Source organism: Olsenella sp. oral taxon 809 str. F0356, from assembly GCF_000233535.1.
GTDB lineage: Bacteria > Actinomycetota > Coriobacteriia > Coriobacteriales > Atopobiaceae > Olsenella_I > Olsenella_I phocaeensis.
In genome coordinates this window covers 421595-446294 of record NZ_JH376563.1, presented here as the reverse complement: position 1 = coordinate 446294, position 24700 = coordinate 421595, and the positions used below count along the sequence as shown (strand labels likewise).

The following is a 24700-nucleotide window of genomic DNA, read 5'->3' as shown; positions in this document are numbered from 1 at the left end:
CAGGCCACATGCGGCAGGTGCATCTGGGTCCCAATGGCTGGTTGGCCAGATATGACGAGGGGTTTGACGAGACGGGCGTAGCCCGTCTCGTGGGAGGGCTCGGCCTCTTTTGGGCGAGCGCCTCTCCCGCGGCGACGGTCCTCGTGGGCTATGACTCGCGCAGGGATTCGCCCGAGTTCGCCCGCCTTGCAGGTGGCGTCCTGGCTTCGTTCGGACTCAACACGGTTGTGTCAGACGCCCCCTGCCCCCTGCCCGCGCTTTCATGGGAGGCGGCGCGTAGGAAAGGCTGCGTCGGCGCGGTCATGGTCACGGGGAGCGAGACCTCCTGCGAGTACGGTGGCATACTCGCGCGGGGCGCGGACGGTGGCCCCCTTGCGCAGACGTTCGTGGAGGAGGCCGACGCGCTCGTCACGTCCATGCCCGCCTTCGACTTGGGCAAGACGACGAGCGGCGACTTCACAGAGGCCTATCTCCTCGCCCTTCGGTCTCGCATCGACCAGGGCAAGGTCTTGAGCTCGCGTCTCAAGGTGGTGGTCGACCCCATGTACGGTCCAGGCCGAGGGGTTCTTTCCGGCCTGCTCCACTCGCTGGGCTGCGACGTGAGAGAGATTCACGCGGAGGAGTCCGAGACGATTGGCGGAATCCATCCCCGTGCCTGCGAGCCATGGGTCGACGATTGCGAGGCTGCGGTCGTCGATTCGGAGGCGGACCTGGGAATAGTGCTCAATGGTGACTGTAGTCGCTGCGCGATTGTCGACGCGGAGGGCAGGCTGGTTTCGCCTCATCACATGGTTCCGCTCGTGCTCGAGCACCTCGTGCACGACAGGGGCCGGCAAGGTCGTGTTGTGGGAACCCTTTCCTGTTCCGAGCGGCTTGAGCGGCAGGCGCGTCGGCTCGGATGTCCCTTCACCTTGGTTCCGGTCGGCTTCCAGCGAATCTACGAGGAAGCGCGCGAGGGCGACGTGCTTCTTGGCGTGGAGGAGTATGGGGGAATGGCGTTCCCCTACTTCTTTCCGGGCAGGGATGGCCTGCTTGCCGCGCTCTATCTCATAGAGATGGTTGCAACGCGCAAGGTTGGCATCAGGGCCTTGGTAAACGAGCAAGTGGAGAAGATCGGCCATATGGACTACCGAAGGAAGGACCTGCGGCTCGAGCCTGCGGCGGTCCAATCGTTCAGGAATGTCCTGCCAGGACTCAATCCACACGTGGTCTGTGGCGAGGTGCCTCGCGAGGTCAGCCACGCAGACGGGCTGAAGCTGGCGTTCGCCGACGACTCCTGGCTCTCGATTCGCCCCTCAAGGTCGAGCTCGGTGGTTCGCATCTGCGCCGAGGCGAGTGACGTCGTCCGCCGGGACGAGCTGATCGATGCGGCATGCGAGATTGCGAGAAGGGGCATGCACTCGATGGAATGACGCCGCCGACCAGCGACGGGCATTCGACAGGAGGGGGAGGTCCCGGGGGGCCTCCCCCTCCTCGCGTTTCCGGGGCCCCGGCCCGCGCGGGGAGGGGGATGTGTGGGATTGGTGGAGGGCCGCCGCCGCGCCCCCGAGGCCCTCCCGGATGCGTATAGTTAATTCCCGCGCCGCGGGCCGAGGCCCACGGCGGCGAACCTTGAAAACCGGATACTGCGATCGAAAGATCGACGAAAGACAGCGAATGAGCGAAGTTCGAAATGAAGTTCTCGAACGTCAATTCGATACCAAGCGAATCCAGATCAGCGGGATTCGGCCGGGTCCGGACCTCTTCCATTGAATCTTCCCCGGGGAGACCCGGGGGTGACTCGAACCGAGAGTTCGATCCTGGCTCAGGATGAACGCTGGCGGCGCGCCTAACACATGCAAGTCGAACGGTTAAGACGCCTTCGGGCGTGTATAAAGTGGCGAACGGCTGAGTAACACGTGGGCAACCTGCCCCTCGCACCGGGACAGCCTCGGGAAACCGTGGTTAATACCGGATACTCCGCGCACCCCGCATGGGGCGCGCGGGAAAGCCCAGACGGCGAGGGATGGGCCCGCGGCCTGTTAGCTAGTTGGCGGGGCAACGGCCCACCAAGGCGATGATGGGTAGCCGGGTTGAGAGACCGACCGGCCAGATTGGGACTGAGACACGGCCCAGACTCCTACGGGAGGCAGCAGTGGGGAATCTTGCACAATGGGCGAAAGCCTGATGCAGCGACGCCGCGTGCGGGACGAAGGCCTTCGGGTCGTAAACCGCTTTCAGCAGGGACGAGGCCGCAAGGTGACGGTACCTGCAGAAGAAGCCCCGGCTAACTACGTGCCAGCAGCCGCGGTAATACGTAGGGGGCGAGCGTTATCCGGATTCATTGGGCGTAAAGCGCGCGTAGGCGGCCTGTTAGGTCGGGAGTTAAATCCGGGGGCTCAACCCCCGTCCGCTCCCGATACCGGCGGGCTTGAGTCTGGTAGGGGAAGGCGGAATTCCCAGTGTAGCGGTGGAATGCGCAGATATTGGGAAGAACACCGGTGGCGAAGGCGGCCTTCTGGGCCACGACTGACGCTGAGGCGCGAAAGCTAGGGGAGCGAACAGGATTAGATACCCTGGTAGTCCTAGCCGTAAACGATGGACACTAGGTGTGGGGGGACGATCCCTCCGTGCCGCAGCCAACGCATTAAGTGTCCCGCCTGGGGAGTACGGCCGCAAGGCTAAAACTCAAAGGAATTGACGGGGGCCCGCACAAGCAGCGGAGCATGTGGCTTAATTCGAAGCAACGCGAAGAACCTTACCAGGGCTTGACATCTAGGTGAAGCGGCGGAGACGCCGTGGCCGAGAGGAGCCTAGACAGGTGGTGCATGGCTGTCGTCAGCTCGTGTCGTGAGATGTTGGGTTAAGTCCCGCAACGAGCGCAACCCTCGTCGCATGTTGCCAGCGGTCCGGCCGGGCACCCATGCGAGACCGCCGGCGTCAAGCCGGAGGAAGGTGGGGACGACGTCAAGTCATCATGCCCCTTATGTCCTGGGCTGCACACGTGCTACAATGGCCGGCACAATGGGCTGCCACCGCGCGAGCGGGAGCGAATCCCCAAAGCCGGCCCCAGTTCGGACTGGAGGCTGCAACCCGCCTCCACGAAGTCGGAGTTGCTAGTAATCGCGGATCAGCACGCCGCGGTGAATGCGTTCCCGGGCCTTGTACACACCGCCCGTCACACCACCCGAGTCGTCTGCACCCGAAGTCGTCGGCCCAACCCGCGAGGGGGGGAGGCGCCGAAGGTGTGGAGGGTAAGGGGGGTGAAGTCGTAACAAGGTAGCCGTACCGGAAGGTGCGGCTGGATCACCTCCTTTCTAGGGAGAACGACCTCCACAGAGAGACATGCCTCACACAGACGGACGGACCCGCCAGTCCCGCTCATGCCTTTCGCCGCGCCCCCCGGGGCGCGCAGTGTCCGGTCTCGAGGGCTCGCCCTCGCCGTACCTTGAGAGCCGCATAGCGTGACCAAGACTAATTTAGATTCTTCTTCATCAAGAAGGACGCATCTGATCGCGCCGGCGCCTGCGCCGGCGAGTGTATGTTTGCACCGGACCATCTCGAAGAGAAGATGGTAAGGGCACACGGTGGATGCCTTGGCACAGGAAGCCGACGAAGGACGCGACAAGCTGCGATAAGCCACGGTTAGGGGCACATACCCGCTCGACCCGTGGATCTCCGAATGGGCGAACCCGCTGGGGGCCATACCCCAGCGCCCCGCGCTGAACACATAGGCGCGGCGGAGGCAACCCGGGGAACTGAAACATCTAAGTACCCGGAGGAAGAGAAATCAAACGAGATTCCCCCAGTAGTGGCGAGCGAACGGGGACATAGGCCAAACCGGCGGCCGCGCAAGCGCCGCCGGGGTTGTAGGGCCACTCACAGCGCAGTAAGAAACCGCCGCGGGAGCGGAACGGCCTGGGAAGGCCGGCGGAACAGGGTTAGAGCCCCGTACGCGAACCCGCCGCGGCTGCCGAGTGGATCCTGAGTACTGCCGGACACGTGAAACCCGGTGGGAAGCAGGGGGGACCACCCTCCAAGCCTAAATACTCTCCTGTGACCGATAGTGGACGAGTACCGTGAGGGAAAGGTGAAAAGCACCCCGGGAGGGGAGTGAAATAGTACCTGAAACCGTGTGCCTACAAGCAGTCGGAGCACCCCTCGGGGTGTGACGGCGTGCCTTTTGTAGAATGAGCCAGCGAGTTACGGCGTGCGGCGAGGTTAAGCTGGGAAGCGAGCCGCAGCGAGAGCGAGTCTGAACAGGGCGTTCAGTCGCGCGCCGTAGACGCGAAGCCAGGTGAGCTATCCATGGGCAGGCTGAAGCGGGGGTAAGACCCCGTGGAGGGCCGAACCCACCTAGGTTGAAAACTGGGGGGATGACCCGTGGATAGGAGTGAAAGGCCTATCAAACCTGGAGATATCTCGTTCTCCCCGAAATAGCTTTAGGGCTAGCCTCGGACGTTTACCTGCGGAGGTAGAGCACTGGATGGTTGCGGGGGCCTCACCGCCTACCAAGACCAACCAAACTCCGAATGCCGCAGGTCCAGAGTCCGGGAGTCAGAACATGTGGGCTAAGCCGTGTGTTCGAAAGGGAAACAGCCCAGACCGCCCGCTAAGGTCCCGAAATCCATGCTGAGTGGCAAAGGATGTGCGTTTGCTCAGACAACCAGGATGTTGGCTTAGAAGCAGCCATTCATTTAAAGAGTGCGTAATAGCTCACTGGTCGAGTGGACATGCGCCGACAATATACGGGGCTAAGCATGGTACCGAAGCGGCGGACCGATTCAATCGGTGGTAGGGGAGCTTTCCGTCTGGGGCGAAGCCGCGGGACGACCCGCGGTGGACCGGCCGGAAGTGAGAATGCTGGCATGAGTAACGAGAGGGGCGTGGAAAACGCCCCCGCCGTAAACCCAAGGTTTCCTGGGCAAGGCTAATCCTCCCAGGGTCAGTCGGGAGCTAAGGCGAGGCCGGAAGGCGTAGCCGATGCACAGCAGGTCGACATTCCTGCACCTCCGACGCGGCGCTATCACCGACGGGGTGACGAAGAAGGGTAGCTCAGCGGGGTTCTGGACGTCCCCGTGATCGCACGTAGGCCGGGGGGTTGTGAAACGCGCCCCCCGCGAGGGCCGAGGTGCGGGACGAAGCCTCGAGGCGAAGTGAGTGAGCCCACGCTTCCGAGAAAAACCCCTAGGGAGCCGCCAGGAGCCCGTACCGCAAACCGACACAGGTGGGTGGGTAGAACATACCAAGGCGATCGGGAGAACCATGGTTAAGGAACTCGGCAAAACCGCCCCGTAACTTCGGGAGAAGGGGTGCCGCCGCCGGTGGAGGGACTTGCTCCCCGAGCCGGAGGCGGCCACAGTGAAGAGGCCCAAACGACTGTTTATCAAAAACACAGGACTCTGCTGAAGTCGTAAGACGACGTATAGGGTCTGACGCCTGCCCGGTGCCGGAAGGTCACGAGGAGCCGTCAGCGCGAGCGAAGCGGCGAATCCAAGCCCCGGTAAACGGCGGCCGTAACTATAACGGTCCTAAGGTAGCGAAATTCCTTGTCGGGTAAGTTCCGACCTGCACGAAAGGCGTAACGATTTGGGCGCTGTCTCAACCATGGACCCGGTGAAATTGCACTAGTCGTGAAGATGCGACTTACCCGCGGAAGGACGGAAAGACCCCGTGAACCTTTACTGCAGCTTGACATTGGCTGCCGGTTCGTCGTGTAGAGGATAGGTGGGAGACCTTGAACCCGGGACGCCAGTCCCGGGGGAGTCGCCCTTGGAATACCACCCTCGGCGTTCTGGCATCCTAACCCCTCGCCGTGATCCGGGAGGGGGACCGTGTCAGGTGGGTAGTTTGACTGGGGCGGTCGCCTCCTAAAACGTAACGGAGGCGCACGTAAGGTCTGCTCAGGGTGGTCGGCAACCACCCCCTTGAGTGCAAGAGCATAAGCAGGCTTGACTGCGAGGCCCACAAGCCGAGCAGGTGGGAAACCAGGTTCTAGTGATCCGGCGGCTCAGAGTGGAATGGCCGTCGCTCAACGGATAAAAGGTACTCCGGGGATAACAGGCTGATCTTCCCCAAGAGTCCACATCGACGGGAAGGTTTGGCACCTCGATGTCGGCTCATCGCATCCTGGGGCTGGAGCAGGTCCCAAGGGTATGGCCGTTCGCCATTTAAAGCGGTACGCGAGCTGGGTTCAGAACGTCGTGAGACAGTTCGGTCCCTATCCTCCGTGGGCGTAGGAGAACTGAGGGAGGCTGCCCCTAGTACGAGAGGACCGGGGTGGACGGACCTCCGGTGAACGGGTTGTCAACCAATGGCACTGCCCGGTAGCTGAGTCCGGTCTGGATAACCGCTGAAAGCATCTAAGCGGGAAGCCAGTCCCGAGATGAGTTCTCCTTTCGGTAAGGCCCCTCGTAGACCACGAGGTTGATAGGCCGCAGCTGCAAGCGCCGCGAGGCGCTCAGGCGAGCGGTACTAATCGGCCGAGCTCTTCTTTTCCCCACATGGGCCGGATCGGTGCGGACTTCATGGTGAGGGAGGCGTCTTGGCGCGCTGTGCGGCCCCCAGGGCACGGCTCGGCCGTCCCGGGGATCGAACGCCCGACGCTGGTCGGCGGCCATGGCAGGGGAGGCACACCCGGTCCCATTCCGAACCCGGAAGTTAAGCCCCCGAGCGCCGATGGTACTGCGGGGCAAGCCCGTGGGAGAGCAGGACGCCGCCGACCAGCGACGGGCATTCGACAGGAGGGGGAGGTCCCGGGGGGCCTCCCCCTCCTCGCGTTTCCGGGGCCCCGGCCCGCGCGGGGAGGCAGTGTTTTGCGACTCTGGCACCTTTATCAACCATTTTTTTGGCATATCTGCCGTTCGCCTAATTATGCTAAACGTCGCGTAGGTCTCATGCTTAATAGCTTGAATGTTTAAAATAATTTGAAATTGCATTATGCATCTTAAATAAATCAATCATAAACCTACCGTTTGCCATGCGACACGCACTCTGCCTTTTATTTATCCTGCTAATAAGCCATATATAGAAGGTGCGCAAAATTCGCTGTACCGTGTTCCTAGGGAGTGAGTTCGTGGTGAATGACAAGATGCTGCCAGCCAGTTCTTCTCAGGATGCGATTTGGGATTCCTTTCTGCGTAAGGACTTACTGCGCTCATGCAGACGACGCAGTGACGACGAGGCTCGTTGCGTCGTGTTTTGTTCTGAGTGCGGAATGGGAAAGACGAGACTTCTCAAGTCAATTCTGTCCATTGAGACCCGCGCGGGCTCTTGCGTCAAATACTCGCTTTTCGTGCCAGAGGACGCCAGTTCGGCGCCGGGGAGAATCGTTCGCATTGCCCGCGAGGTCGTTGCCTCCCGCAAGGCCGGCAAACGAGTGGCCGTGCTCCTTGAGGGCGTGCCTCCCGGAGACGAGTCGGACGTGAATCGCGAGCTCCGTGCCATACGCAAGATGCTAGGTGCCGGAGCGCTGGTGGCGATGACCATCAGCCCTGATTCGGCGGTCTTGTTCGAGAGCTTGGATGACGCCATCAGGTTCACTGGCCAGGATCTTTGCATCCGCGACTTTAGCGAATTCCCCGACGAGGACCAGGCGTTGCACCTGTCGCATGGTGTGCCCTCCCTTTGTGCCGCTCTTGTGTCTGGAGGTCTGCTGGAGGGGCGATTCTCATCCGTTAGATATCTTGACGCGCTCAAGCGCCTGATCATCTCACACTTGCGATCGAGCCTGTCCGACGAGGATCTTATGCTTCGTCTTGCGATGATCCTCCTTGGTAGAGGCAGCTTTGACGACCTTGGTGAACTGGGGCTGCGACCTGATGGCGAGACCCTCCTTTGGATGCATGAGTGCGCCCCTGCACTGGGAATCGACTTTGTGGTCGACGGATTCTCTGTTGTCGGAGCGGATGACTAGGAGGTTTTCCCTGGGCTTGCTTCCGTGCTAGGGGAGTATGGGGCCATCGCGTCCGAACTCTGTAAGCGCTGCGCGGAATTGCTTGCGCGCAGAGGTGAATACGTGCGTTCCGCCATGCTCGCTCGGCTCTGCGTGGACGAGGATGCCCTTGCCCTGGCGGCGTCGTATGGAGTGGGGTATATCCTGTCAGGCCGCTTGGCCGAATGCGAGGGCCTTCAAAATGCCGGCGCTTCCATAGGGCAGGACCTTTGCATGCCCGCAGTGGTGACTCGTCAGGCAATGCTGGAGCTATCGGGCACCACGTCGGAGTATGCGCGGGGAAGACTCGCGATGGGCTACGCGCGTACCGAGCTGGCGCAGGGGTATGGTCCCGCGACAAGGTACGTGAGCTTGCTGGGAAACGTTAGGGACGTGCTCTCTGGCAGGGCGTCACGCCCCCTCTGTGCGAAAAGCACGGACGATGGCGAGTGGTCACGTCTCCTGCGCCTCCATGCGACGGTACTCGGACTTTGCGCGGGAGGAGAGCTGACCTCTGCATTCGCGCTGCTGCTCGACGAGCCAAGGAGAAGAAGCCCGAAGGATTTGCCGTCTGCCCTGGCGTGCCTCGACTTCTCATTTCTAAGATGTCTCATGGGCGAGGCTGCCACCGCAGAGGAGGAAGGGGAGCTCGTTGGGGCCCGGGAAGTCATCGAGCGCTGCTCGCCTAAGAGGCTGTCGATCTATCGCAAGGCGCTGGAGTCCTCCGCCAGCATCCTCATGGGCAGAAGGGAGTCCATAGAGGGGCTCGAGCTCGCCATCGCCCGGGCTGGAGAGTACGGGGACCTGCTCGTTGAGGCAGCGTTGCTCGTCTCTGGCGCCGTGGGAGACCTGGGGGCCGACTCTTGCTCGAGGGCGCACGTGCGTGCCACGCGCGCAATCGAGCTTGCTGATGCCGCGAATTCGAAATACCTCGCCTCGGCAGCCCGGTTGGTTCTGCTCGCCGCGCGCATAGCGATGGGCGAAAAGCCGCCAGTCCAGCGAAAGATCGTGGACCTGACGCCGCTTGACCAGCTTGGGGTGATGCTGGTGAAGGCGAGTCATGGCGAGCGCGTGCGCGTCGGGAGCATGCGCGGCCTCTCGTCAAAGAGCTTCCCGCGCGAGCTGTTGTGGGCGTTAGGCTTGGTCGCGACGCGCTGTGGCCCTGCGTCCGCGGCCTTGCGCCTGAGCCTTCCCGACAGCTGGAGTCGCGCACTCGAGGCCATTCCAACCCCTCCCGTTTGCGTGGACGAGCGATGCAGGGGCGATAATCTGGAAGGGGAGATCGCCCTCGACGCCGCGGGGTACTATCGACCTCCCGCGCGCAGGGCGAGCGTGAGGCTGCTGGGTGGGCTCACCGTGAGCGTGGACGGGATTGCCGTGCCCATCTCCCGGCTGGGCAGGAGGCATGCGGGTGAGCTCCTCTGTCTCCTCGCCATGGCAAGGGGCCATAGGCTTCGAAAGCACGAGGCCCTCGAGGCGATTTGGGGAGACCGGGATTACGTTCGTGGCATGCAAAAGCTCTACGAGTGCGTGTCTACGCTCAGGTCGATCCTGGGCGGTCGGCACGATGGGATGGACCCTCTCGTCAGCAATAGGACGAACGGGAGCCTGGAGCTCAACGAGGAGCTCGTCTCGGTTGACATAGACGAGTTGAGGGCGGAGCTCGACGGCGTATTCGAACAGGAGGGCAGCGATCGCTTCCTCCTGGTCCACGCGGCGCGGGCGCGCAGGCTCTACGGGGGCGGGGCGGTCGTCGGGGCGGTGCCTGACGTCACCGGGGCATACGGGCGGCAGGCCAGAAAGCTGCGGAGGACGTATAGCGACGCCATGGTGAGCGCCGCCTCCGCGGCGCTCAGGGAGGGGAGGCCCTACATGTCCTCCCTCTTTGCCAGGTCGGCAATCCAGGAGGGCGGGCGCAGCGAGGACGCCACGGAGGCCCTTGTCAAGGCGCTGGCGATGATGGGTCGCTTCGAGGAGATTCGGGAGATGTGGGACGAGTACGCCCGCTCTGGCCGCAGGGGAGGGGCAGCGGCCGAAGCCGCATCGACGTTTGACAGGATCTTCCGCGAGGCGCTCGAATCGCGGGGCGACGACGAGACAGAAGGGGACCGCCAGCCTGACAAATGAGAGTTGCGACGCCTTGCGGTTGTACTGTCAGTGCGGTGCCGTTTTGGTGAGAGGGCGCAACGGGCACGGGCGTGACGGATGCTATTGATAAAGTTAAAGAGCTGAAGACTCTTCCTTGGAACTAAGGTTCCACGCACGAAAAGGAGCGCCATGCCCAACCTTTTCTCGCGCCTCCTTTCCCGAGGCGCCGACAAGCAGCTCAGGGAATTCGAGAAGATCGCCCGAGAGGTCAATGACAGGGAGGCAGAAGTCTCCGCGTTGTCAGACGAGGAGCTTGCAGGTCAGACCGTGCTCTTCAGGGAGCGTTACGCCAACGGCGAGAGCTTGGACGACCTGCTACCCGAGGCCTTTGCCACGGTGAGAGAGGCCTCCGGGCGAACCCTGGGGCTTCGCCACTTCGATGTCCAGGTCATCGGCGGCATCGCCCTGCATCGCGGGATGATCGCCGAGATGAAGACAGGCGAGGGCAAGACGCTCGTTTCGACATTGGCGGGCTATCTCAACGCAATCTCGGGCGAGGGCGTCCACGTTGTCACGGTCAACGACTACCTTGCCAAGCGCGACAGCGAGTGGATGGGGCAGATCTATCGCTTCCTGGGCATGAAGGTCGGCCTGCTACAGAACGGCATGAAGCTCGACCTGAAGAAGCCTGCCTACGAGGCGGACGTGACTTATGGCACCAACTCGGAGTTTGGCTTCGACTACCTGCGCGACAACATGGTCACCCGCCCCGGCATGCGCGTGCAGCGGGGACACCACTTCGCCATCGTCGACGAGGTCGACTCCATCCTGATTGACGAGGCGCGCACGCCGCTCATCATCTCTGGTGCCGGAACGAAGTCGGCCAGCACCTACAAGGACTTCGCGCGCGCCGTGCGAGGGCTCGTCCAGGACGTCGACTTCGAGATGGACGAGGCGAAGCACACCATCGCGACCACCGAAGGCGGACTCAGGAAGGTCGAGGCCGCCCTGGGCGTGGACGACATCTATGGCGACATGAGCGGCCAGCTGGTAAACCACCTGCAGCAGGCGCTCAAGGCGCAGTACATGTTCCATCGCGACCAGCAGTACGTCGTGGTCGATGGCGAGGTCAAGATCGTCGACGAGTTCACCGGCCGCATCATGGAGGGCAGGCGCTACTCGGAGGGCCTGCACCAGGCGATCGAGGCGAAGGAGGGGGTGCTGATCCGCGAGGAGAACCAGACCCTCGCAACCATCACCCTGCAGAACTACTTCCGTCTCTATGACAAGCTCTCGGGCATGACGGGCACCGCCATGACGGAGGATGCGGAGTTCCGCGAGATCTACAAGCTGCCGGTCCAGGCCATACCGCCCAACAAGCCCGTCATTCGCGTGGATGGCAACGACCTTGTCTACCAGACCATCGACGCCAAGTTCAGGGCGGTTGCCGAGGACGTGGCACAACGCCATGCAAAGGGCCAGCCCTGCCTGGTCGGCACGGTTTCCATCGAGAGCTCCGAGCGTCTATCCCGCATCTTGGACAAGCGCGGCATCAGACACGAGGTGCTCAACGCCAAGTATCACGAGCGCGAGGCGCAGATCGTGGCCCAGGCTGGCCGAGAGGGAGCCGTGACCATCGCCACGAACATGGCCGGACGAGGAACGGACATCCTCCTGGGAGGCAACCCCACCGCACTCGCCGAGGACCTCCTCGCCCAAGAGGGCGTGCCCGATGAGGAGGTCACCGAGGAGCAGCGTGCCGACGCCCTCGAGCGCGCGAGGAAGATTTGCGCCACCGAGCGCGAGCACGTCGTCGCGGCCGGCGGACTCTGCGTCATCGGCACCGAGCGGCACGAGAGCCGACGCATCGACAACCAGCTGCGAGGACGTTCGGGCCGTCAGGGAGATCCCGGCGAGACCGTGTTCTACCTCTCGCTTGACGATGACCTCATGCGCCTCTTCGGCGGTGACCGCATGGACCACGTCGCGGCCCTGATGGCCAAGTATGACATGCCTGCCGACATGCCCATCGAGTCGAAGATGGTCACCAAGGCGGTCGAGAGCGCACAGCGCAAGGTCGAGGAGATCAACTTCTCGATGCGTAAGAACGTCCTCGACTACGACGACGTCATGAACAAGCAGCGCCAGGTCATCTATGAGGAGAGGAACAAGATCCTCGACGGCAAGGACCTCGTGGGCCATATCGCCGAGGTGCTGCGGGACACCGTGGAGCACAACGTCGACCTGTACTGCTCGGAGGACATCAACGCCAGCGACTGGGACTTCGAGGGGCTTCTCAAGTGGGTTGCGGGGCTTACGGGGAGGAGTGACCTTCCCGAGCTCGACGAGGACATGGAGCGGGCGGACGTCCTCGAGGCCGTGTGCGACTACGTCTCGGGATGCTATGCCCAGAAGTCCGAGCGCCTGTCGGACGCCATCATGCAGGAGCTCTCCGCCCAGGTGATGCTGCGCGTCATCGACACGCGCTGGATGGCCTACCTGCAGGAGATGGACTACCTCAAGACCGGTATCGGCCTGCGTGGCTTTGGCCAGCGAGACCCTCTGGTGGAGTACAAGACCGAGGCCTACGCTGCCTTCACCGAGCTCGTGAACACCATGTACGAGGACTTCCTGCGCACCATCCTGCGCATCGAGCTCGCGCATGCGCCCGAGCCCCGCGAGGACGACGGCCTTCGTGGGGCAAGCTTCTCGGGTCCCGCCGAGGTCGACGGCGACCGCAGCGGCAGCGTCGTTGCCGCCCGTGCCTCCGACGGCAGGCATGGTGCGACTCCGGCGGCTACAAAGCCCGGCACCTACCGCAAGGAGGATGACCCCGACCCGTACGTGGGCGTGGGCCGTAACGACCCCTGCCCCTGCGGCAGCGGCAAGAAGTTCAAGAACTGCCATGGTAGGAACCGCTAGATGGCGGACCTTACGCGTGCCGACATAGAGGGGCTCTCCGCCAGGCTTGACGAGGTGGAGGGCTACCTCCACCTCGATCAGAAGCGGGCCGAGGCCGACGAGCTCCAAAAGAGGAGCGCGGAGCCCGGGTTCTGGGACGACGCGGATGGGGCGAGCGGCACCATGACGCGCCTCACGCGGCTGCGTGGCGACATCGACCGCATGGCAGGCGCCCGCGAGCGCCTCGACGACGTGCTCGCCGCCTTCGAGCTGGGCGAAGAGACCGGCGAGGACGAGCTGTTCGAGGAGGCCGCGAGCCTCAGGGACTCCCTCGAGGCCGACCTGTCCGAGCTCGAGCTCTCGAGCTGGTTCACTGACGAGCTCGACCATGGCGACGCCATCGTCACGGTGACACCTGGCCAGGGCGGACTCGAGGCCCAGGACTGGTGCGGGATGCTCTTCCGCATGTACCTCGCGTACTGCGGTCGCAGGGGATGGAAGGTCACGCTCAACGACGTCAGCGACGCGGAGGTCATCGGCCTCGACCGTGCGACCTTCACGGTCTCCGGAACCAATGCCTATGGGATGCTTCGCGCCGAGCAGGGCGTCCATCGTCTCGTGCGCATCTCTCCCACTGACGTCAAGAAGCGCCGTCAGACCACCTTTGCCGGCGTCGAGGTGCTCCCCGTCCTGCCCGAGGACGTCCAGGTTGACATAGACCCCAACGACCTGCGCATTGACGTCTACCACGCCTCTGGGCACGGCGGCCAGGGCGTGAACACGACCGACTCCGCGGTGCGCATCACGCACCTTCCCACCGGTACCGTGGTGACCTGCCAGAACGAGCGCAGCCAGCTCCAGAACAAGGCCTTCGCCATGAACATCCTGCGCAGCCGTCTCTACGAGCTGGAGAAGGCGAAGCGGGATGCTGAGCTGGAGGAGCTGAGGGGCCCCAAGCGTGAGATCGGCTTCGGCAACCAGATCAGGAGCTACGTCCTGTATCCCTATCAGCTGGTCAAGGACCTGCGTACGGGGGTCGAGACGGGCAACGTGGACTCCGTCCTCTCGGACGGGGACCTGGACAAGTTCGTCGTGGGCTACCACCGCTGGTCCGTTGGCGGGGGAGAGGGGCGATGAGCGCGCTGCCGCCCTGGAGGTCCGTCTTCCGGAAGTCCTGGCTGATAGTGCTGGGCTCCCTCGTCTATGCCGTCGGCATCGACTGCTTCGAGGTCCCCAACGGCCTCGCCGCAGGTGGGCTCACGGGCCTCGCCACCATCACCTCGGCCCTCGCCGCCAAGGTCGGCTTCCATCTGCCCGTGGGCATCCAGACCATCGTGATGAACGCGCTGCTCCTTGGATACGTCTACCTCACCACGAAGGACAAGGGCTACGTGGCGCAGAGCGTCGCCGGAATGTTGGTCTCGGGCTTCTTCACCGACCTCCTGGCGCCGCTCCTGCCCGTGCTCGCGGAGGGGGAGCTCCTGCTTTCGGCAATCTGGGGCGGAGTTCTCGTGGGCGTCGGCGTGGGGATCGTGTTCCTCTCGGGGGGCAACACGGGTGGAACGGACATCATCGCCCAGCTCATCGCCAGGAGGACGGGCATGCCCCTGGGCACGCTCATAGTGATCGTGGACGGTGCCATCGTGCTCGCGTCGGCCCCCGTATTCTCCATCAGGAACGCGCTCTATGCGGGCGTGGCCATGTACATTGGCGGCAGGTTGGTGGACGTGGTGGTGGACGGTCCCAACATGGCCCGCGTCGCGTACATCATCTCCGACCTGCACGGGAAGATCGCGAACGAGATTCTCTACTCCATGGGTCGCGGCTGCACCGAGCTGCAGGCACGTGGCGTGTGGAGCGGCAACGACCGCCCCGTCCTCATGTGCGTGCTTGGCCGTACCGAGACCATGCGACTGAAGGAGATCGTCGCCTCCATCGATCCCGAGGCGATCGTCTTCGTCTCCGAGGTGCACGAGGCCTTTGGCGAGGGGTTTGGGAGCCTCAGGGAGTAGCTGGGCCCTTCACCTCTCGGGCGAGGGGTTGCATGAGGTGTTAGTGATCTGTCACGGCGCGTGATGCGTGCTCCCGCATTCGGTATCATGAATAAGATTGCTTCGGATTCGATGAGGCGGGTGTTCCCATGCTGCTCGACCTGCTCAAGGAGAAGTACGTGAGGTTGGGCGTCAAGGCGTCCGACTGGCGAGAGGCGACGCGTCTCTCGCTTGCCCCCCTCCTGGAGTCCGGCGCGGTCACGCAGGAGTATGTGGACGACGTAATCACGGGCGCCGAGCAACATGGTCCCTACTTCGTCGTCACGCCACGGGTCGCGCTGCCGCACGCTCGCCCCGAATGCGGTGCGCTGGAAGACGCCTTGGGGGTAACGGTCTTGGACGAACCGGTCGAGTTTGGCAGTGCCGACAACGACCCGGTCCGCTACCTGTTCCCCCTGAGCGCCACCAGTGCGAGCGGGCATCTGGACGCGCTGGCGTCGCTCGTGGAGCTGCTGTCAGACGAGGACTTCTTCGCCGTGCTCGACGAGGCGTCTTCTCCAAAGGAAGTTGTGGACGCCGTCCGCAACGCGGAAAGGAGCAACTAGTGTCTTCTGCCAAGTATCGTGCCCTGGTCTGCTGCCGTGCCGGCATGGGGTCCTCCGCCATGCTCAAGATCAAGTGCGATCAGGTCATCAACGAGGAGGGCTATTCCATCGCGACCGAGACCGGCAACCTCGATGCCATCCAGGACTTCGACGGGGATCTGGTCATCACCATGAGCGACCTCGCGGAGGAGCTCTTGGCCGACGCCAAGATCGCGCATGTCGCCGGTATTCGCAACATCGTGGACAAGAAGGAGATCAAGGAGCAGCTCGAGGCCTTCCTCGAGGCCGTCGAGGCGTAACTTCACCGTTGGCCAACCTTGTTGTGGACGCAGGGTCCCGGTCGCATTGCTTGCGATCGGGACCCTGACCTACGTTGAGGGGTCAAGAGGAGTGCGACGAGGAGTGGCGCCTAGTCGTTCTGCACCTCGACGCGCATCATGGTGCCAACGCCGGCATCCAGGAGGGACTCCAACAGCGAAGGATTGGCGGACGCGTCCGTCACAAGAGTGTCGACCTGCGAGGGGCTGCCGTAGCAGAAGCTCGAGTTGGCCCCTAGCTTGCCGCTGTCCGCCACGATGATGTGTCGCTCCGACCTCTCGAGCATGAGGGCGTTGATGCTGGTCTCATGGGAAACCAAGGTCGTCAGGCCCTCCTCGGCGGAGAGACCCGAACAACCAAGGATCGCCTTCGCCGCGCTCACGCAAGAGATGACCTGAGCTCGGACCCATCTATGCCTACGTAGAGCGCTCGAGCCCCTCCTTGTCGGTAGCCTTCACGACGTTCTTGTCGAGGCCGGTCATGAGCGGCCTCGACTTCAGCGTTTCACCCATCTCCAGCAGCACCCACACGTACTCGAGCGGCGGCAGCGTCGCGCGGTGTCCCGTAGCCCTGGACGGCAGGGCTCGAATTCACTCCAGGCGCACGACCTGCAGCGGAGGCGGCGCCTCTCGACCATGGACTCATCACTGACGACTTGGTGACGTCGGAGGAACTCGCCGCGCTCAAGGCGGCGGGCGTGGGTCGCATCGTCACGGTGCCCCTGGAGCAAGGTGCATAAACGCCCGCCCATGGAGTCTCCGACTACATTGAGGGGCATGGTGGCAGCGGAACGACAGCCTCGGGCCTTCCAGCGCTAGAATCGGACTATCCACCAAGGCAGTCACTGCGGTCCGAAGCGCGGAGTCCGACGAGAGGGGTCACAATGATGCTCAAGGAACTGCGCAAGAAGGTCTATGAGGCGAACATGGACCTTCCCAAGTATGGACTGGTCGTGTTCACCTGGGGCAACGCCTCCGAGCTCGACCGCGAGAGCGGCCTGTTCGTCATCAAGCCCTCCGGCGTCGACTACGACGAGCTCTCGCCCGACAAGCTCGTGATTTGTGACCTCGACGGCAAGGTGGTGGAGGGCGAGCTCAACCCCTCCTCCGACACGCCCACTCACGCCTACCTCTACAGGGCCTGGGGAGACAAGGTCGGTGGCATCGTCCACACCCACTCAAACTGCGCCGTGGCCTGGGCCCAGGCCGGTCGTTCCATCCCCTGCTACGGCACCACGCAGGCCGACTACTTCTATGGCTCCATCCCCTGCATGAGGGGCCTCACCAAGGAAGAGATCGAGGAGGCCTACGAGCTCAACACCGGCAAGGTCATCGCCGAGGGCTTCGAGGCCCTGGACCCCATCGCCCAGCCTGGCTGCCTCGTGCGCAACCATGGACCCTTCAGCTGGGGCAAGGACGCGGCGCAGGCTGTCTACCACGCCAAGGTGATGGAAGAGACGGCGCTCATGGGCCTGCGCACCGAGACCCTCTGCGGCGTGATGGGCAAGCCGGTCAAGGAGGCAGAGGCCCCGCAGTATCTGCTCGACAAGCACTACATGCGCAAGCACGGCCCCAACGCCTACTACGGCCAGGGGAAGTAGGGCGTCGCGCAAGGGCATGTCATCCGGCCGCGGGGCGGGGCCTCCGTCCCGCGGCGCTACGAAGGAAGCCCCATGGGCAAGAGCTACGAGCTGGGACTGTACGAGAAGGCGACCCCCCAGGACCTGAGCTGGGAGGAGCGTCTCCAGGTGGCTGCCGAGGCCGGGTTCGACTACATGGAGATCTCGGTCGACGAGTCCGACGTCCACCAGGCACGCCTGGACTGGACTGCTGCGGAGAGGGGCGTGCCCCTCGGCTCCGATGCCTGGAGGGACGACGTGGCCCATGCATCCGAGTTCGTCCGCGAAAAGATCGACGCCGCGATGGCGAAGCTGGGATAGGCTATCCCTTGTAATATGGTGCCATCTGGCCACTTCGCTCGAGTACGGTGGAAGTCGCCCGCTGGCGGGCGCGTCGAAAGGAGCTCTTCATGAAGTTCTTCGTCGATACCGCGGACCTCGATGAGATCAAGGAGGCGGAGTCCTGGGGTTGCCTCTCTGGCGTGACCACCAACCCGAGCCTCTATGCCAAGACCGGCGGAAAGCTCGCCGACTTCGAGGGCCACATGGTCAAGATCTGCCAGATCTGCGAGGGCCTGCCCGTCTCGGCAGAGTCCACCGCCGAGACCACCGAGGACATGATCGCCGAGGGTCGTCGCCTTGCCTCTCTCGCACCCAACATCGTGGTCAAGCTCCCCATCTGCGAGGCAAGTTTGCCCGCCATGCACACCCTGGCCAAGGAGGGGATTCGCGTCAACTGCACCCTGGTCTTCTCCGCTCCCCAGGCGCTGCTTGCGGCTCGTGCCGGCGCCCGCTACATCAGCCCCTTCGTCGGCCGTTTCGACGACATCGGTGACGAGGGCCTCGACCACTTGGAGGAGATGATCGACGCCGTCCACAACTACAGCTACGGCTACTGGGACGAGGAGGACGGCCCAGAGATCATCACCGCGTCCGTGCGCACCCCGCACCACGTGACCCAGGCGGCGCTCCTTGGCGCCGACATCGCCACGGTGCCCTTCGGCGCGCTCAAGAAGTGCGTGCACCACCCGCTCACCGACCGCGGCCTCGAGCTCTTTGCCGCAGACTGGGCCAAGGTCACCGCAGAGGCGTAGGAAAGCACCAGCAGGTCCCGGTCGGCGTCTCTGCCGGCCGGGACTTTTTTAGCCGAGAGGGGCGCACCCCCCTTGGCAAGACAAGACGACAGAAGGAGACGCCATGGGCAATGACGAGCTCAAGACCATAGCCAGGGAGGTCCGCAAGGGGATCCTGACCGGCACGCACGCTGCCAAGTCGGGCCACCCCGGTGGGTCGCTCTCCGCGACCGAGATCTTCACCTACCTCTACTTCGAGGAGATGGACGTCGACCCCGCCGACCCCCGCAAGGCCAGCCGCGACCGCTTCGTCCTCTCCAAGGGCCACTGCGCGCCGGGCCTCTATGCCACGCTCGCGCAGAGGGGCTTCTTCCCCACGGGGGACCTCGAGACCCTGCGCCACATCGGTTCCCACCTGCAGGGCCATCCCAACATGAACGACACCCCCGGCGTCGACATGACCACCGGCTCGCTGGGCCAGGGCGTCTCGGCCGCGGTGGGCATGGCGCTGGCGGCGAAGCACTGGGGCGACTCCTACCGCACCTACTGCCTGCTGGGTGACGGAGAGATCGAGGAGGGCCAGGTCTGGGAGGCCGCGATGTTCGCCGGCAACCACCAGCTCGACAACCTCTGCCTGGTCGTCGACAACAACGGGCTCCAGATCGACGGGACCATCGAGGAGGTCAACTCCGCCCAGCCCATCGCCGACAAGTTCCGCGCCTTCAACTTCCACGTGATCGAGGTCTCCGACGGCAACGACTTCGACCAGCTGCGCGCCGCCTTCGCCGAGGCACGCCAGACCAAGGGCTCTCCCAGCTGCGTCGTCGCCCACACCGTGAAGGGCAAGGGTGTCTCGTTCATGGAGAACCAGGTGGGCTGGCACGGCAAGGCTCCAAACGACGAGCAGTACGCGCAGGCCATGGCAGAACTCGAGGAGGCATAGCAGATGGCAGACACCAAGATGATCGCCACGCGCCAGAGCTACGGCGAGGCCCTCGTCGAGCTAGGCGCGGAGCACGACGACTTCGTGGTCCTGGACGCGGACCTCGCGGCCGCTACCCAGACGGGCAAGTTCAAGGCGGCCTACCCCGACCGCTTCTTCGACGTGGGCATCGCCGAGGGCAACCTCATGGGCGTGTCGGCCGGCATCGCCACCACCGGGCGCGTCGCCTTCGCGAGCACCTTCGCGATGTTCGCCGCCGGCCGCGCCTTCGAGCAGGTGCGCAACTCCATCGGCTACCCCCACCTCAACGTCAAGATCGGCGCCACGCACGCCGGCATCTCGGTGGGCGAGGATGGTGCCACGCATCAGTGCAACGAGGACATCGCCCTCATGCGCACCATCCCCGGCATGACTGTGGTCGTCCCCTCCGACGACGTCGAGGCGCGCGCGGTCGTCCGCGCCGCCTACGAGCTGGACGGTCCCGTCTACATGCGCTTCGGGCGCCTCGCCGGCCCCGTCTTCCACGACCCCGCCAGCTACGAGTTCGAGCTGGGGAAGGGCATCGTCGAGCGAGAGGGGACGGACGTCACCATCGTCGCCTGCGGCCTCATGGTCGCCGCCTCGCTCGAGGCGGCCGAGGCGCTCGCGGAGAGGGGCGTCAGCGCCGAGGTCGTGAACATCCACACCATCAAGCCCCTCGACGAGAAGACCGTCATCGCCTCGGCCAGGAAGACTGGCAGGGTCGTCACCGTGGAGGAGCACTCCGTCATCGGCGGCCTGGGCAGCGCCGTCTGCGACGCGCTCAGTGCGAGTTGCCCCACGCCCGTCCGTAAGGTCGGCGTGCGTGACGTCTTCGGCGAGTCCGGACCCGCGTTGGACCTGCTGGCCAAGTATGGCCTGGACGCAAGGGGCATCCAGGCCGAGGTCGAGGAGTTCCTCCACTAGGAGCTGACTGCCATATGGGCATGGCTGTAGTCCCGCGCCCCTAGGGGTCGGGGCCACAGCGTGCTTTATATGTGCGGTGGCTGGCCCCTAAGCTGCGGCTTTGGGGCCATTTGCTAAAATGCACCGGAATCTGTCAGTTTTCGCTACGTAGAAAAAGGAGCTCTTGTGGCCAACCACTTTCGCAGCAGCGAGCGACAGGGGGACGAGGAGCTGGAGCAGCAGGCTCCCGCCGACTCGCAGGTCCCTGAGGTGGGTGCGGACGTGACGGGCGAGGAGCCCGCGCAGGACGCCGCCCCCCAGCCGGAGCCGCGCCACGTGGCGCCGGCTTCCGAAGAGGACCAGAACACCATGCCCGAGCAGTCGGTAGCCGAGGCGCCCCGAGCACCCGAGCCTCAGCAGGCAGGGGCTTCCGCCGCCGGCCTGACCGTGCGCGAGGACGAGGCGCAGGCTCCCGCCCAGCCTGGCTTCACCAGCGTGTTCGCCCCCATTGATGGTTCCAACGCCCCCGTGGTCGCGCGTACGGGGACCCCCACCATCTCGCTCAGAAACGTCACGCTGATCTACCCCGCCCAGCCCAACAAGCCCGCCCTCGATGACGTCAGCCTGGACATCTATCCTGGCGAGTTCGTCTTCGTCGTGGGTCACTCCGGCTCCGGCAAGTCCACCTTCCTCAAGCTCCTCACGCGCGAGCTTCGCGCCACCAAGGGCAAGGTCATGGTCGCCGGTCAGGAGCTCACGCGCATGCGCAACGGCAAGGTCCCGTACCTCCGCCGCCAGATCGGCACGGTGTACCAGGACTTCAAGCTCCTGCCCGACAAGACCGTGTACGAGAACGTCTCGTTCGCGCTGGAGTGCATCGGCAAGCCCCGCTCCGTCATCAAGGCCCAGGTGCCCGAGGTGCTTCGCCTCGTCGGACTGGCCGAGAAGATGGACAACTACCCCGACCAGCTCTCGGGCGGAGAGCAGCAGCGCGTCTCCGTCGCCCGTGCCATGGTCAACAGGCCTCCCCTGCTCGTCTGCGACGAGCCCACGGGCAACCTGGACCCCGCCATCTCGCTGGGCATCATGAAGCTGCTCGACCGCATCAACCGCACCGGAACCACCGTCGTCATGGCGACCCATGACCGCGAGATGGTCGATTCCATGCGCAAGCGCGTCCTGGCCCTTGAGGCCGGCCACGTCGTGCGCGATCAGGAGAGGGGAGGCTACGGCTACTATGGCGCCATCTAACATCGGCTACTCCCTGCGCGAGGCGGGAAGGCACTTCCGTAGGAACTGGTCCACCGTGCTGGGGGCCATCGTCACCATCTTCCTCTCGCTCTTCGTCATCGGGCTGTTCGTGATGGGCTCCGCGCTCATCAACAACCTCGTGGGCAGCGTCGAGGACCAGGTCACCATCCAGGCCTTCCTCAACGACTCCGCCGACAAGTCGGCGGTGGACGCCCTGCAGAGGAAGGTCCAGGGCTGGGACAACGTCGAGTCCGTCTCGTACAAGAGCAAGGACCAGGCGCTGGAGGAATACAAGCAGACCATGAGCAATCGCAACGCCAGCGATGCCGTTGCGGCCCTCGACGGCGAGAACCCCGTCCCCGCCTCGTTGGTCATCACCCTCACCAACCCCCAGGAGGTCGAGTCCGTGGCCACCCAGCTCTCGGGCGACGCTGACTTCAAGGGCGTGGCGGACGACGCCAACGACCCTTCGTCCTCCGTGCAGTACGGCCGCGAGACGGTCGAACGCCTCTTCAGCGTGACCTACTACCTGCGCGTCGGCGTGGCGGTCCTGGTCCTGCTGCTGGCGTTCATCGCCTTCGTGTTCATCAACAACACCATTCGTCTGGCCATCGCCGCCCGCAGGCGCGAGATTGCCATCATGCGTCTGGTTGGCGCCTCCAACGGCTTCATCCGCGGGCCCTTCCTGGCAGAGGGCATGCTCGAGGCGCTCATCGGTTCCCTCCTGGCCATCGCCGTCCTGCAGCTGGGGTCCCAGGTCGTGCTCCCCAAGCTCCAGAACAGCCTGCAGTTCCTCTCGTTCAACCTGCCCCTCAACGTGATGCTCACCACCTACGGGGCCTTGCTCGTCGCCGGGCTGGTGCTGGGCCTCTTTGGCTCGGCCATCGCCATGAGGCGCTTCCTCAGGGTCTAGCCGGCAATCGAACCGCGGGCGCTGTCCGCGCATGAGCTCGTCTGGGCGGCGTGGCCTTCGGGTTGCGCCGCCCGTCTCATAGGGAGGTTCCATGTCCGTCAGGCATTCGCATGGTTCCGGGCGGCGGGGGAGAGGCACCGGCGTCCGCAAGCCGAAGGCCCTTCTCACCGGCACGCTCAGGGTGGTGCGCCCCGGGCTCGCCACCGTGCGTACCGCAGAGGGGGACTTCGTCGTGGCGAGGGGAGGACTCCGCGAGGGCATGGACGGGGACGAGGTCCGGCTGAGCCTGGCCCGCGGGCACGGGAGCAAAGAGCGCGTGGCGTACGTGCAGGGCGTCGTTGCCCGCGCGCGCAACGAGTTCCTGGGCAGCTACGAGGAGGCCGACCCCCTGGGCGTCGTCCTTCCCCTGGACGGGCGCATCACCCACGACTTCTTCGTCCTCCCGCAGGACCAGAGCGCGCGTCGGCTGGGCGTGGGGCAGGGGGACGTGGTCGAGGCGCGCATACTCGAGTATCCCAGCCGCCATGCCGCCGGGGTCGTGACCATAGCCCGCAGGGTTGGCTCCGCCCAGGAGCTCGACCTGGACATGGAGGCGGTGATCGCCTCGCACGGCCTGGCGACGAGCTTCCCCGAAGTCGCACTGCGCGAGGCCGAGTCGCTCTCCCTGGACGTCGACGGCGCGCTTGCGTCCGACCGCCGCAGGCGGGACCTGCGCTCGCACGTCATCGTGACCATTGACCCGGCGGACGCACGCGACTTCGACGACGCCGTCGGAGCGCGCAGGACGCCCGATGGCTTCGAGCTCGAGGTCCACATCGCCGACGTGTCCCACTACGTGCGGTGGAACAGTTCCATGGACGTGGAGGCGAGGCAGCGGGGCTGCTCCTGCTACCTCGCCGACCGAGTCCTCCCCATGCTTCCGGAGCGCCTCTGCAACGGCCTCTGCTCCCTGCGCCCAGACGAGGACCGGCTCGCCATGAGCGTGTTCGTCTCGCTTGACGAGAGGGGAGAGCCTCGCGCGACAGAGGCCTGCTGCTCTGCCATCCGCTCCAGGGCACGGTTGAGCTATGACGAGGTCGACGCCCTCCTGGAGGGGAGGATCTCTGCGGGTGACCTTCCTGCTGCACGGGGGGACCAGGGGGCCATAGTCGAATCCCTCGGGGTGCTCGACCAGATTGCCCGCCTAAGGGTCGAGCGGAGGCGCGAGCGCGGTGCCATCGACTTCCAGACGCGCGAGGCGAAGGTGACCCTCGACCAGGGGGGGCATCCCACCGGCGTCCGCGTGCGTGCCCGCACGCGTGCCACGGCCCTGGTGGAGGAGGCCATGCTCCTCGCCAACGAGGCCGTGGCGGACATGCTCTCTTCAGGTGGCATTGCGACGGCATATCGCGTGCACGAGCAACCCACCCACGAGGACCTCGCCGCCGCCCTGCCCATCCTGCGCGAGCTCGGCCTGGTGCATGCCGAGGAGGTCGCCGGGCTCCTTGCCGCAGACCCGCACGCTATCCAGGTGGTGCTGGACGCGGCGCGTGGCACTACGGCGGAGGTGCTGGCCAACGCGGTGCTCCTTCGCGCGCAGCGCAGGGCCGTGTACCTTCCTCACAATGACGGCCACTACGCCCTGGGCGCTCCCGTGTACTGCCACTTCACCTCTCCCATCAGGCGCTATCCCGACCTTGTGGTACATCGCAGCCTCAAGGCCTTCCTTGCCGGGGCGAGGGCGGGCCGCGACGTCGCACAGATGGAGCGCGAGCTCCCCCAGATCTGCCGGAGCTGCTCCGAACGGGAGCGCGTGGCGGATGCCGCGGAGCGCGACTCCCAGAAGGTCAAGATGGCCGAACTCTTCTCTGACAAGGTTGGCCAGAGCTTCTCGGGCGTCGTGGTGGGCTGCGAGCGCTACGGGCTTTTCGTGATGCTGGACCAGAGCTGCGCGGAGGGACTGCTGTCCGTGCGGGAGCTGGGCGACGAATGGTTCTCGTTCGACCAAGAGCTGCTCACGCTCACGGGCGAGGAGAGCGGGCGCGTCTGGAGGCCCGGAACGCGCGTTGCCGTCACCGTGACGGGGACGAAGCCACCGCGGGGGCAGATCGACTTCGCCCTGGCCGACGGCGGACCGCGTGCAAAGGAGGGGCGCTAACGGGTAGTCTATGACCCTAGACACGG

The 24700-nt window shown here is 64.6% G+C and carries 17 protein-coding genes and 3 rRNA genes; 19 read left to right on the top strand and 1 reads right to left on the bottom strand.

The genetic code is table 11. The features are described from left to right. The first annotated feature begins 8 nt into the window (after window positions 1-8). The 11 genes from HMPREF1008_RS01970 to HMPREF1008_RS01920 all read left to right on the top strand — a co-directional run bounded on the left by HMPREF1008_RS01970 (window position 9) and on the right by HMPREF1008_RS01920 (window position 15796). Window positions 9-1412: a hypothetical protein gene (locus tag HMPREF1008_RS01970; protein ID WP_009278173.1), complete on the top strand. Its 1404-nt coding sequence runs from the start codon at window positions 9-11 to the stop codon at window positions 1410-1412. A 369-nt stretch (window positions 1413-1781) separates the two neighbouring features. Continuing rightward, window positions 1782-3296, top strand: a 16S ribosomal RNA gene (locus tag HMPREF1008_RS01965). A gap of 247 nt (window positions 3297-3543) precedes the next feature. After that, window positions 3544-6477: ribosomal RNA gene (locus HMPREF1008_RS01960) — 23S ribosomal RNA — on the top strand. A gap of 110 nt (window positions 6478-6587) precedes the next feature. Continuing rightward, window positions 6588-6703: ribosomal RNA gene (rrf, locus tag HMPREF1008_RS01955) — 5S ribosomal RNA — on the top strand. The 16S, 23S and 5S rRNA genes sit together here, the layout of an rRNA operon. Before the next feature lie 351 nt (window positions 6704-7054). Beyond that, window positions 7055-7894: a hypothetical protein gene (locus HMPREF1008_RS01950; protein WP_156797583.1), complete on the top strand. Its 840-nt coding sequence runs from the start codon at window positions 7055-7057 to the stop codon at window positions 7892-7894. Window positions 7895-8524: 630 nt separating this feature from the next. Next, the gene (locus HMPREF1008_RS01945) at window positions 8525-10039 is read left to right on the top strand and encodes a hypothetical protein (protein WP_156797582.1); all 1515 of its coding nucleotides are present in this window, start codon (window positions 8525-8527) and stop codon (window positions 10037-10039) included. Between the two features lie 150 nt (window positions 10040-10189). After that, a complete protein-coding gene (gene secA, locus HMPREF1008_RS01940; protein ID WP_009278170.1) occupies window positions 10190-12922 on the top strand; it encodes a preprotein translocase subunit SecA in 2733 nt (910 codons plus the stop codon). Further along, window positions 12923-14038, top strand: a complete 1116-nt coding sequence (prfB, locus tag HMPREF1008_RS01935; protein WP_009278169.1) for a peptide chain release factor 2 — start codon at window positions 12923-12925, stop codon at window positions 14036-14038. After that, complete coding sequence (locus HMPREF1008_RS01930; RefSeq protein WP_009278168.1) at window positions 14035-14913, top strand: YitT family protein; 879 nt, start codon at window positions 14035-14037, stop codon at window positions 14911-14913. The genes prfB and HMPREF1008_RS01930 overlap by 4 nt, the downstream gene beginning before the upstream one ends. 128 nt (window positions 14914-15041) lie before the next feature. Continuing rightward, entirely contained in the window at window positions 15042-15497 is a 456-nt protein-coding gene (locus HMPREF1008_RS01925; protein WP_009278167.1) for a PTS sugar transporter subunit IIA, read from the top strand. Further along, the gene (locus tag HMPREF1008_RS01920; protein WP_009278166.1) at window positions 15497-15796 is read left to right on the top strand and encodes a PTS sugar transporter subunit IIB; all 300 of its coding nucleotides are present in this window, start codon (window positions 15497-15499) and stop codon (window positions 15794-15796) included. The genes HMPREF1008_RS01925 and HMPREF1008_RS01920 overlap by 1 nt, the downstream gene beginning before the upstream one ends. A gap of 110 nt (window positions 15797-15906) precedes the next feature. Here the strand turns inward: HMPREF1008_RS01920 and HMPREF1008_RS01915 are convergent, their stop codons facing one another. Beyond that, window positions 15907-16206, bottom strand: coding sequence for a DeoR/GlpR family DNA-binding transcription regulator (locus HMPREF1008_RS01915; protein ID WP_083823454.1), 300 nt, complete (start codon window positions 16204-16206; stop codon window positions 15907-15909). A 492-nt stretch (window positions 16207-16698) separates the two neighbouring features. Between HMPREF1008_RS01915 and HMPREF1008_RS01910 the strand changes: the two genes are divergently transcribed. The 8 genes from HMPREF1008_RS01910 to HMPREF1008_RS01875 all read left to right on the top strand — a co-directional run bounded on the left by HMPREF1008_RS01910 (window position 16699) and on the right by HMPREF1008_RS01875 (window position 24674). Next, window positions 16699-17415, top strand: a complete 717-nt coding sequence (locus tag HMPREF1008_RS01910; protein ID WP_009278164.1) for an L-ribulose-5-phosphate 4-epimerase — start codon at window positions 16699-16701, stop codon at window positions 17413-17415. Between the two features lie 72 nt (window positions 17416-17487). Continuing rightward, a complete protein-coding gene (locus tag HMPREF1008_RS10580; protein ID WP_009278163.1) occupies window positions 17488-17754 on the top strand; it encodes a hypothetical protein in 267 nt (88 codons plus the stop codon). Window positions 17755-17843: 89 nt separating this feature from the next. Further along, window positions 17844-18527, top strand: a complete 684-nt coding sequence (locus HMPREF1008_RS01900; protein WP_009278162.1) for a transaldolase family protein — start codon at window positions 17844-17846, stop codon at window positions 18525-18527. Window positions 18528-18630: 103 nt separating this feature from the next. Next, a complete protein-coding gene (locus tag HMPREF1008_RS01895) occupies window positions 18631-19449 on the top strand; it encodes a transketolase (RefSeq protein WP_009278161.1) in 819 nt (272 codons plus the stop codon). Between the two features lie 3 nt (window positions 19450-19452). Then, window positions 19453-20394: a transketolase family protein gene (locus tag HMPREF1008_RS01890; RefSeq protein ID WP_009278160.1), complete on the top strand. Its 942-nt coding sequence runs from the start codon at window positions 19453-19455 to the stop codon at window positions 20392-20394. Between the two features lie 165 nt (window positions 20395-20559). After that, window positions 20560-21624, top strand: coding sequence for a cell division ATP-binding protein FtsE (ftsE, locus tag HMPREF1008_RS01885; RefSeq protein ID WP_009278159.1), 1065 nt, complete (start codon window positions 20560-20562; stop codon window positions 21622-21624). Further along, window positions 21611-22537 (top strand): permease-like cell division protein FtsX, encoded by a 927-nt coding sequence (ftsX, locus tag HMPREF1008_RS01880; RefSeq protein WP_009278158.1) that lies wholly within the window; start codon window positions 21611-21613, stop codon window positions 22535-22537. The genes ftsE and ftsX overlap by 14 nt, the downstream gene beginning before the upstream one ends. Before the next feature lie 91 nt (window positions 22538-22628). Continuing rightward, on the top strand, window positions 22629-24674 hold the full coding sequence (locus HMPREF1008_RS01875; protein ID WP_009278157.1) for a ribonuclease R family protein: 2046 nt from the start codon (window positions 22629-22631) through the stop codon (window positions 24672-24674). Window positions 24675-24700 lie beyond the last annotated feature (26 nt).

Excerpts from the sequence above, each read along its gene's own strand:
- HMPREF1008_RS01970 (WP_009278173.1), top strand. The coding sequence starts at position 9 with ATGCGGCAGGTGCATCTGGGTCCCAATGGCTGGTTGGCCAGATATGAC.
- HMPREF1008_RS01945 (WP_156797582.1), top strand. The coding sequence starts at position 8,525 with ATGGGCGAGGCTGCCACCGCAGAGGAGGAAGGGGAGCTCGTTGGGGCC.
- secA (WP_009278170.1), top strand. The coding sequence starts at position 10,190 with ATGCCCAACCTTTTCTCGCGCCTCCTTTCCCGAGGCGCCGACAAGCAG.
- prfB (WP_009278169.1), top strand. The coding sequence starts at position 12,923 with ATGGCGGACCTTACGCGTGCCGACATAGAGGGGCTCTCCGCCAGGCTT.
- HMPREF1008_RS01930 (WP_009278168.1), top strand. The coding sequence starts at position 14,035 with ATGAGCGCGCTGCCGCCCTGGAGGTCCGTCTTCCGGAAGTCCTGGCTG.
- HMPREF1008_RS01925 (WP_009278167.1), top strand. The coding sequence starts at position 15,042 with ATGCTGCTCGACCTGCTCAAGGAGAAGTACGTGAGGTTGGGCGTCAAG.
- HMPREF1008_RS01910 (WP_009278164.1), top strand. The coding sequence starts at position 16,699 with ATGATGCTCAAGGAACTGCGCAAGAAGGTCTATGAGGCGAACATGGAC.
- HMPREF1008_RS10580 (WP_009278163.1), top strand. The coding sequence starts at position 17,488 with ATGGGCAAGAGCTACGAGCTGGGACTGTACGAGAAGGCGACCCCCCAG.
- HMPREF1008_RS01900 (WP_009278162.1), top strand. The coding sequence starts at position 17,844 with ATGAAGTTCTTCGTCGATACCGCGGACCTCGATGAGATCAAGGAGGCG.
- HMPREF1008_RS01895 (WP_009278161.1), top strand. The coding sequence starts at position 18,631 with ATGGGCAATGACGAGCTCAAGACCATAGCCAGGGAGGTCCGCAAGGGG.
- HMPREF1008_RS01890 (WP_009278160.1), top strand. The coding sequence starts at position 19,453 with ATGGCAGACACCAAGATGATCGCCACGCGCCAGAGCTACGGCGAGGCC.
- ftsX (WP_009278158.1), top strand. The coding sequence starts at position 21,611 with ATGGCGCCATCTAACATCGGCTACTCCCTGCGCGAGGCGGGAAGGCAC.
- HMPREF1008_RS01875 (WP_009278157.1), top strand. The coding sequence starts at position 22,629 with ATGTCCGTCAGGCATTCGCATGGTTCCGGGCGGCGGGGGAGAGGCACC.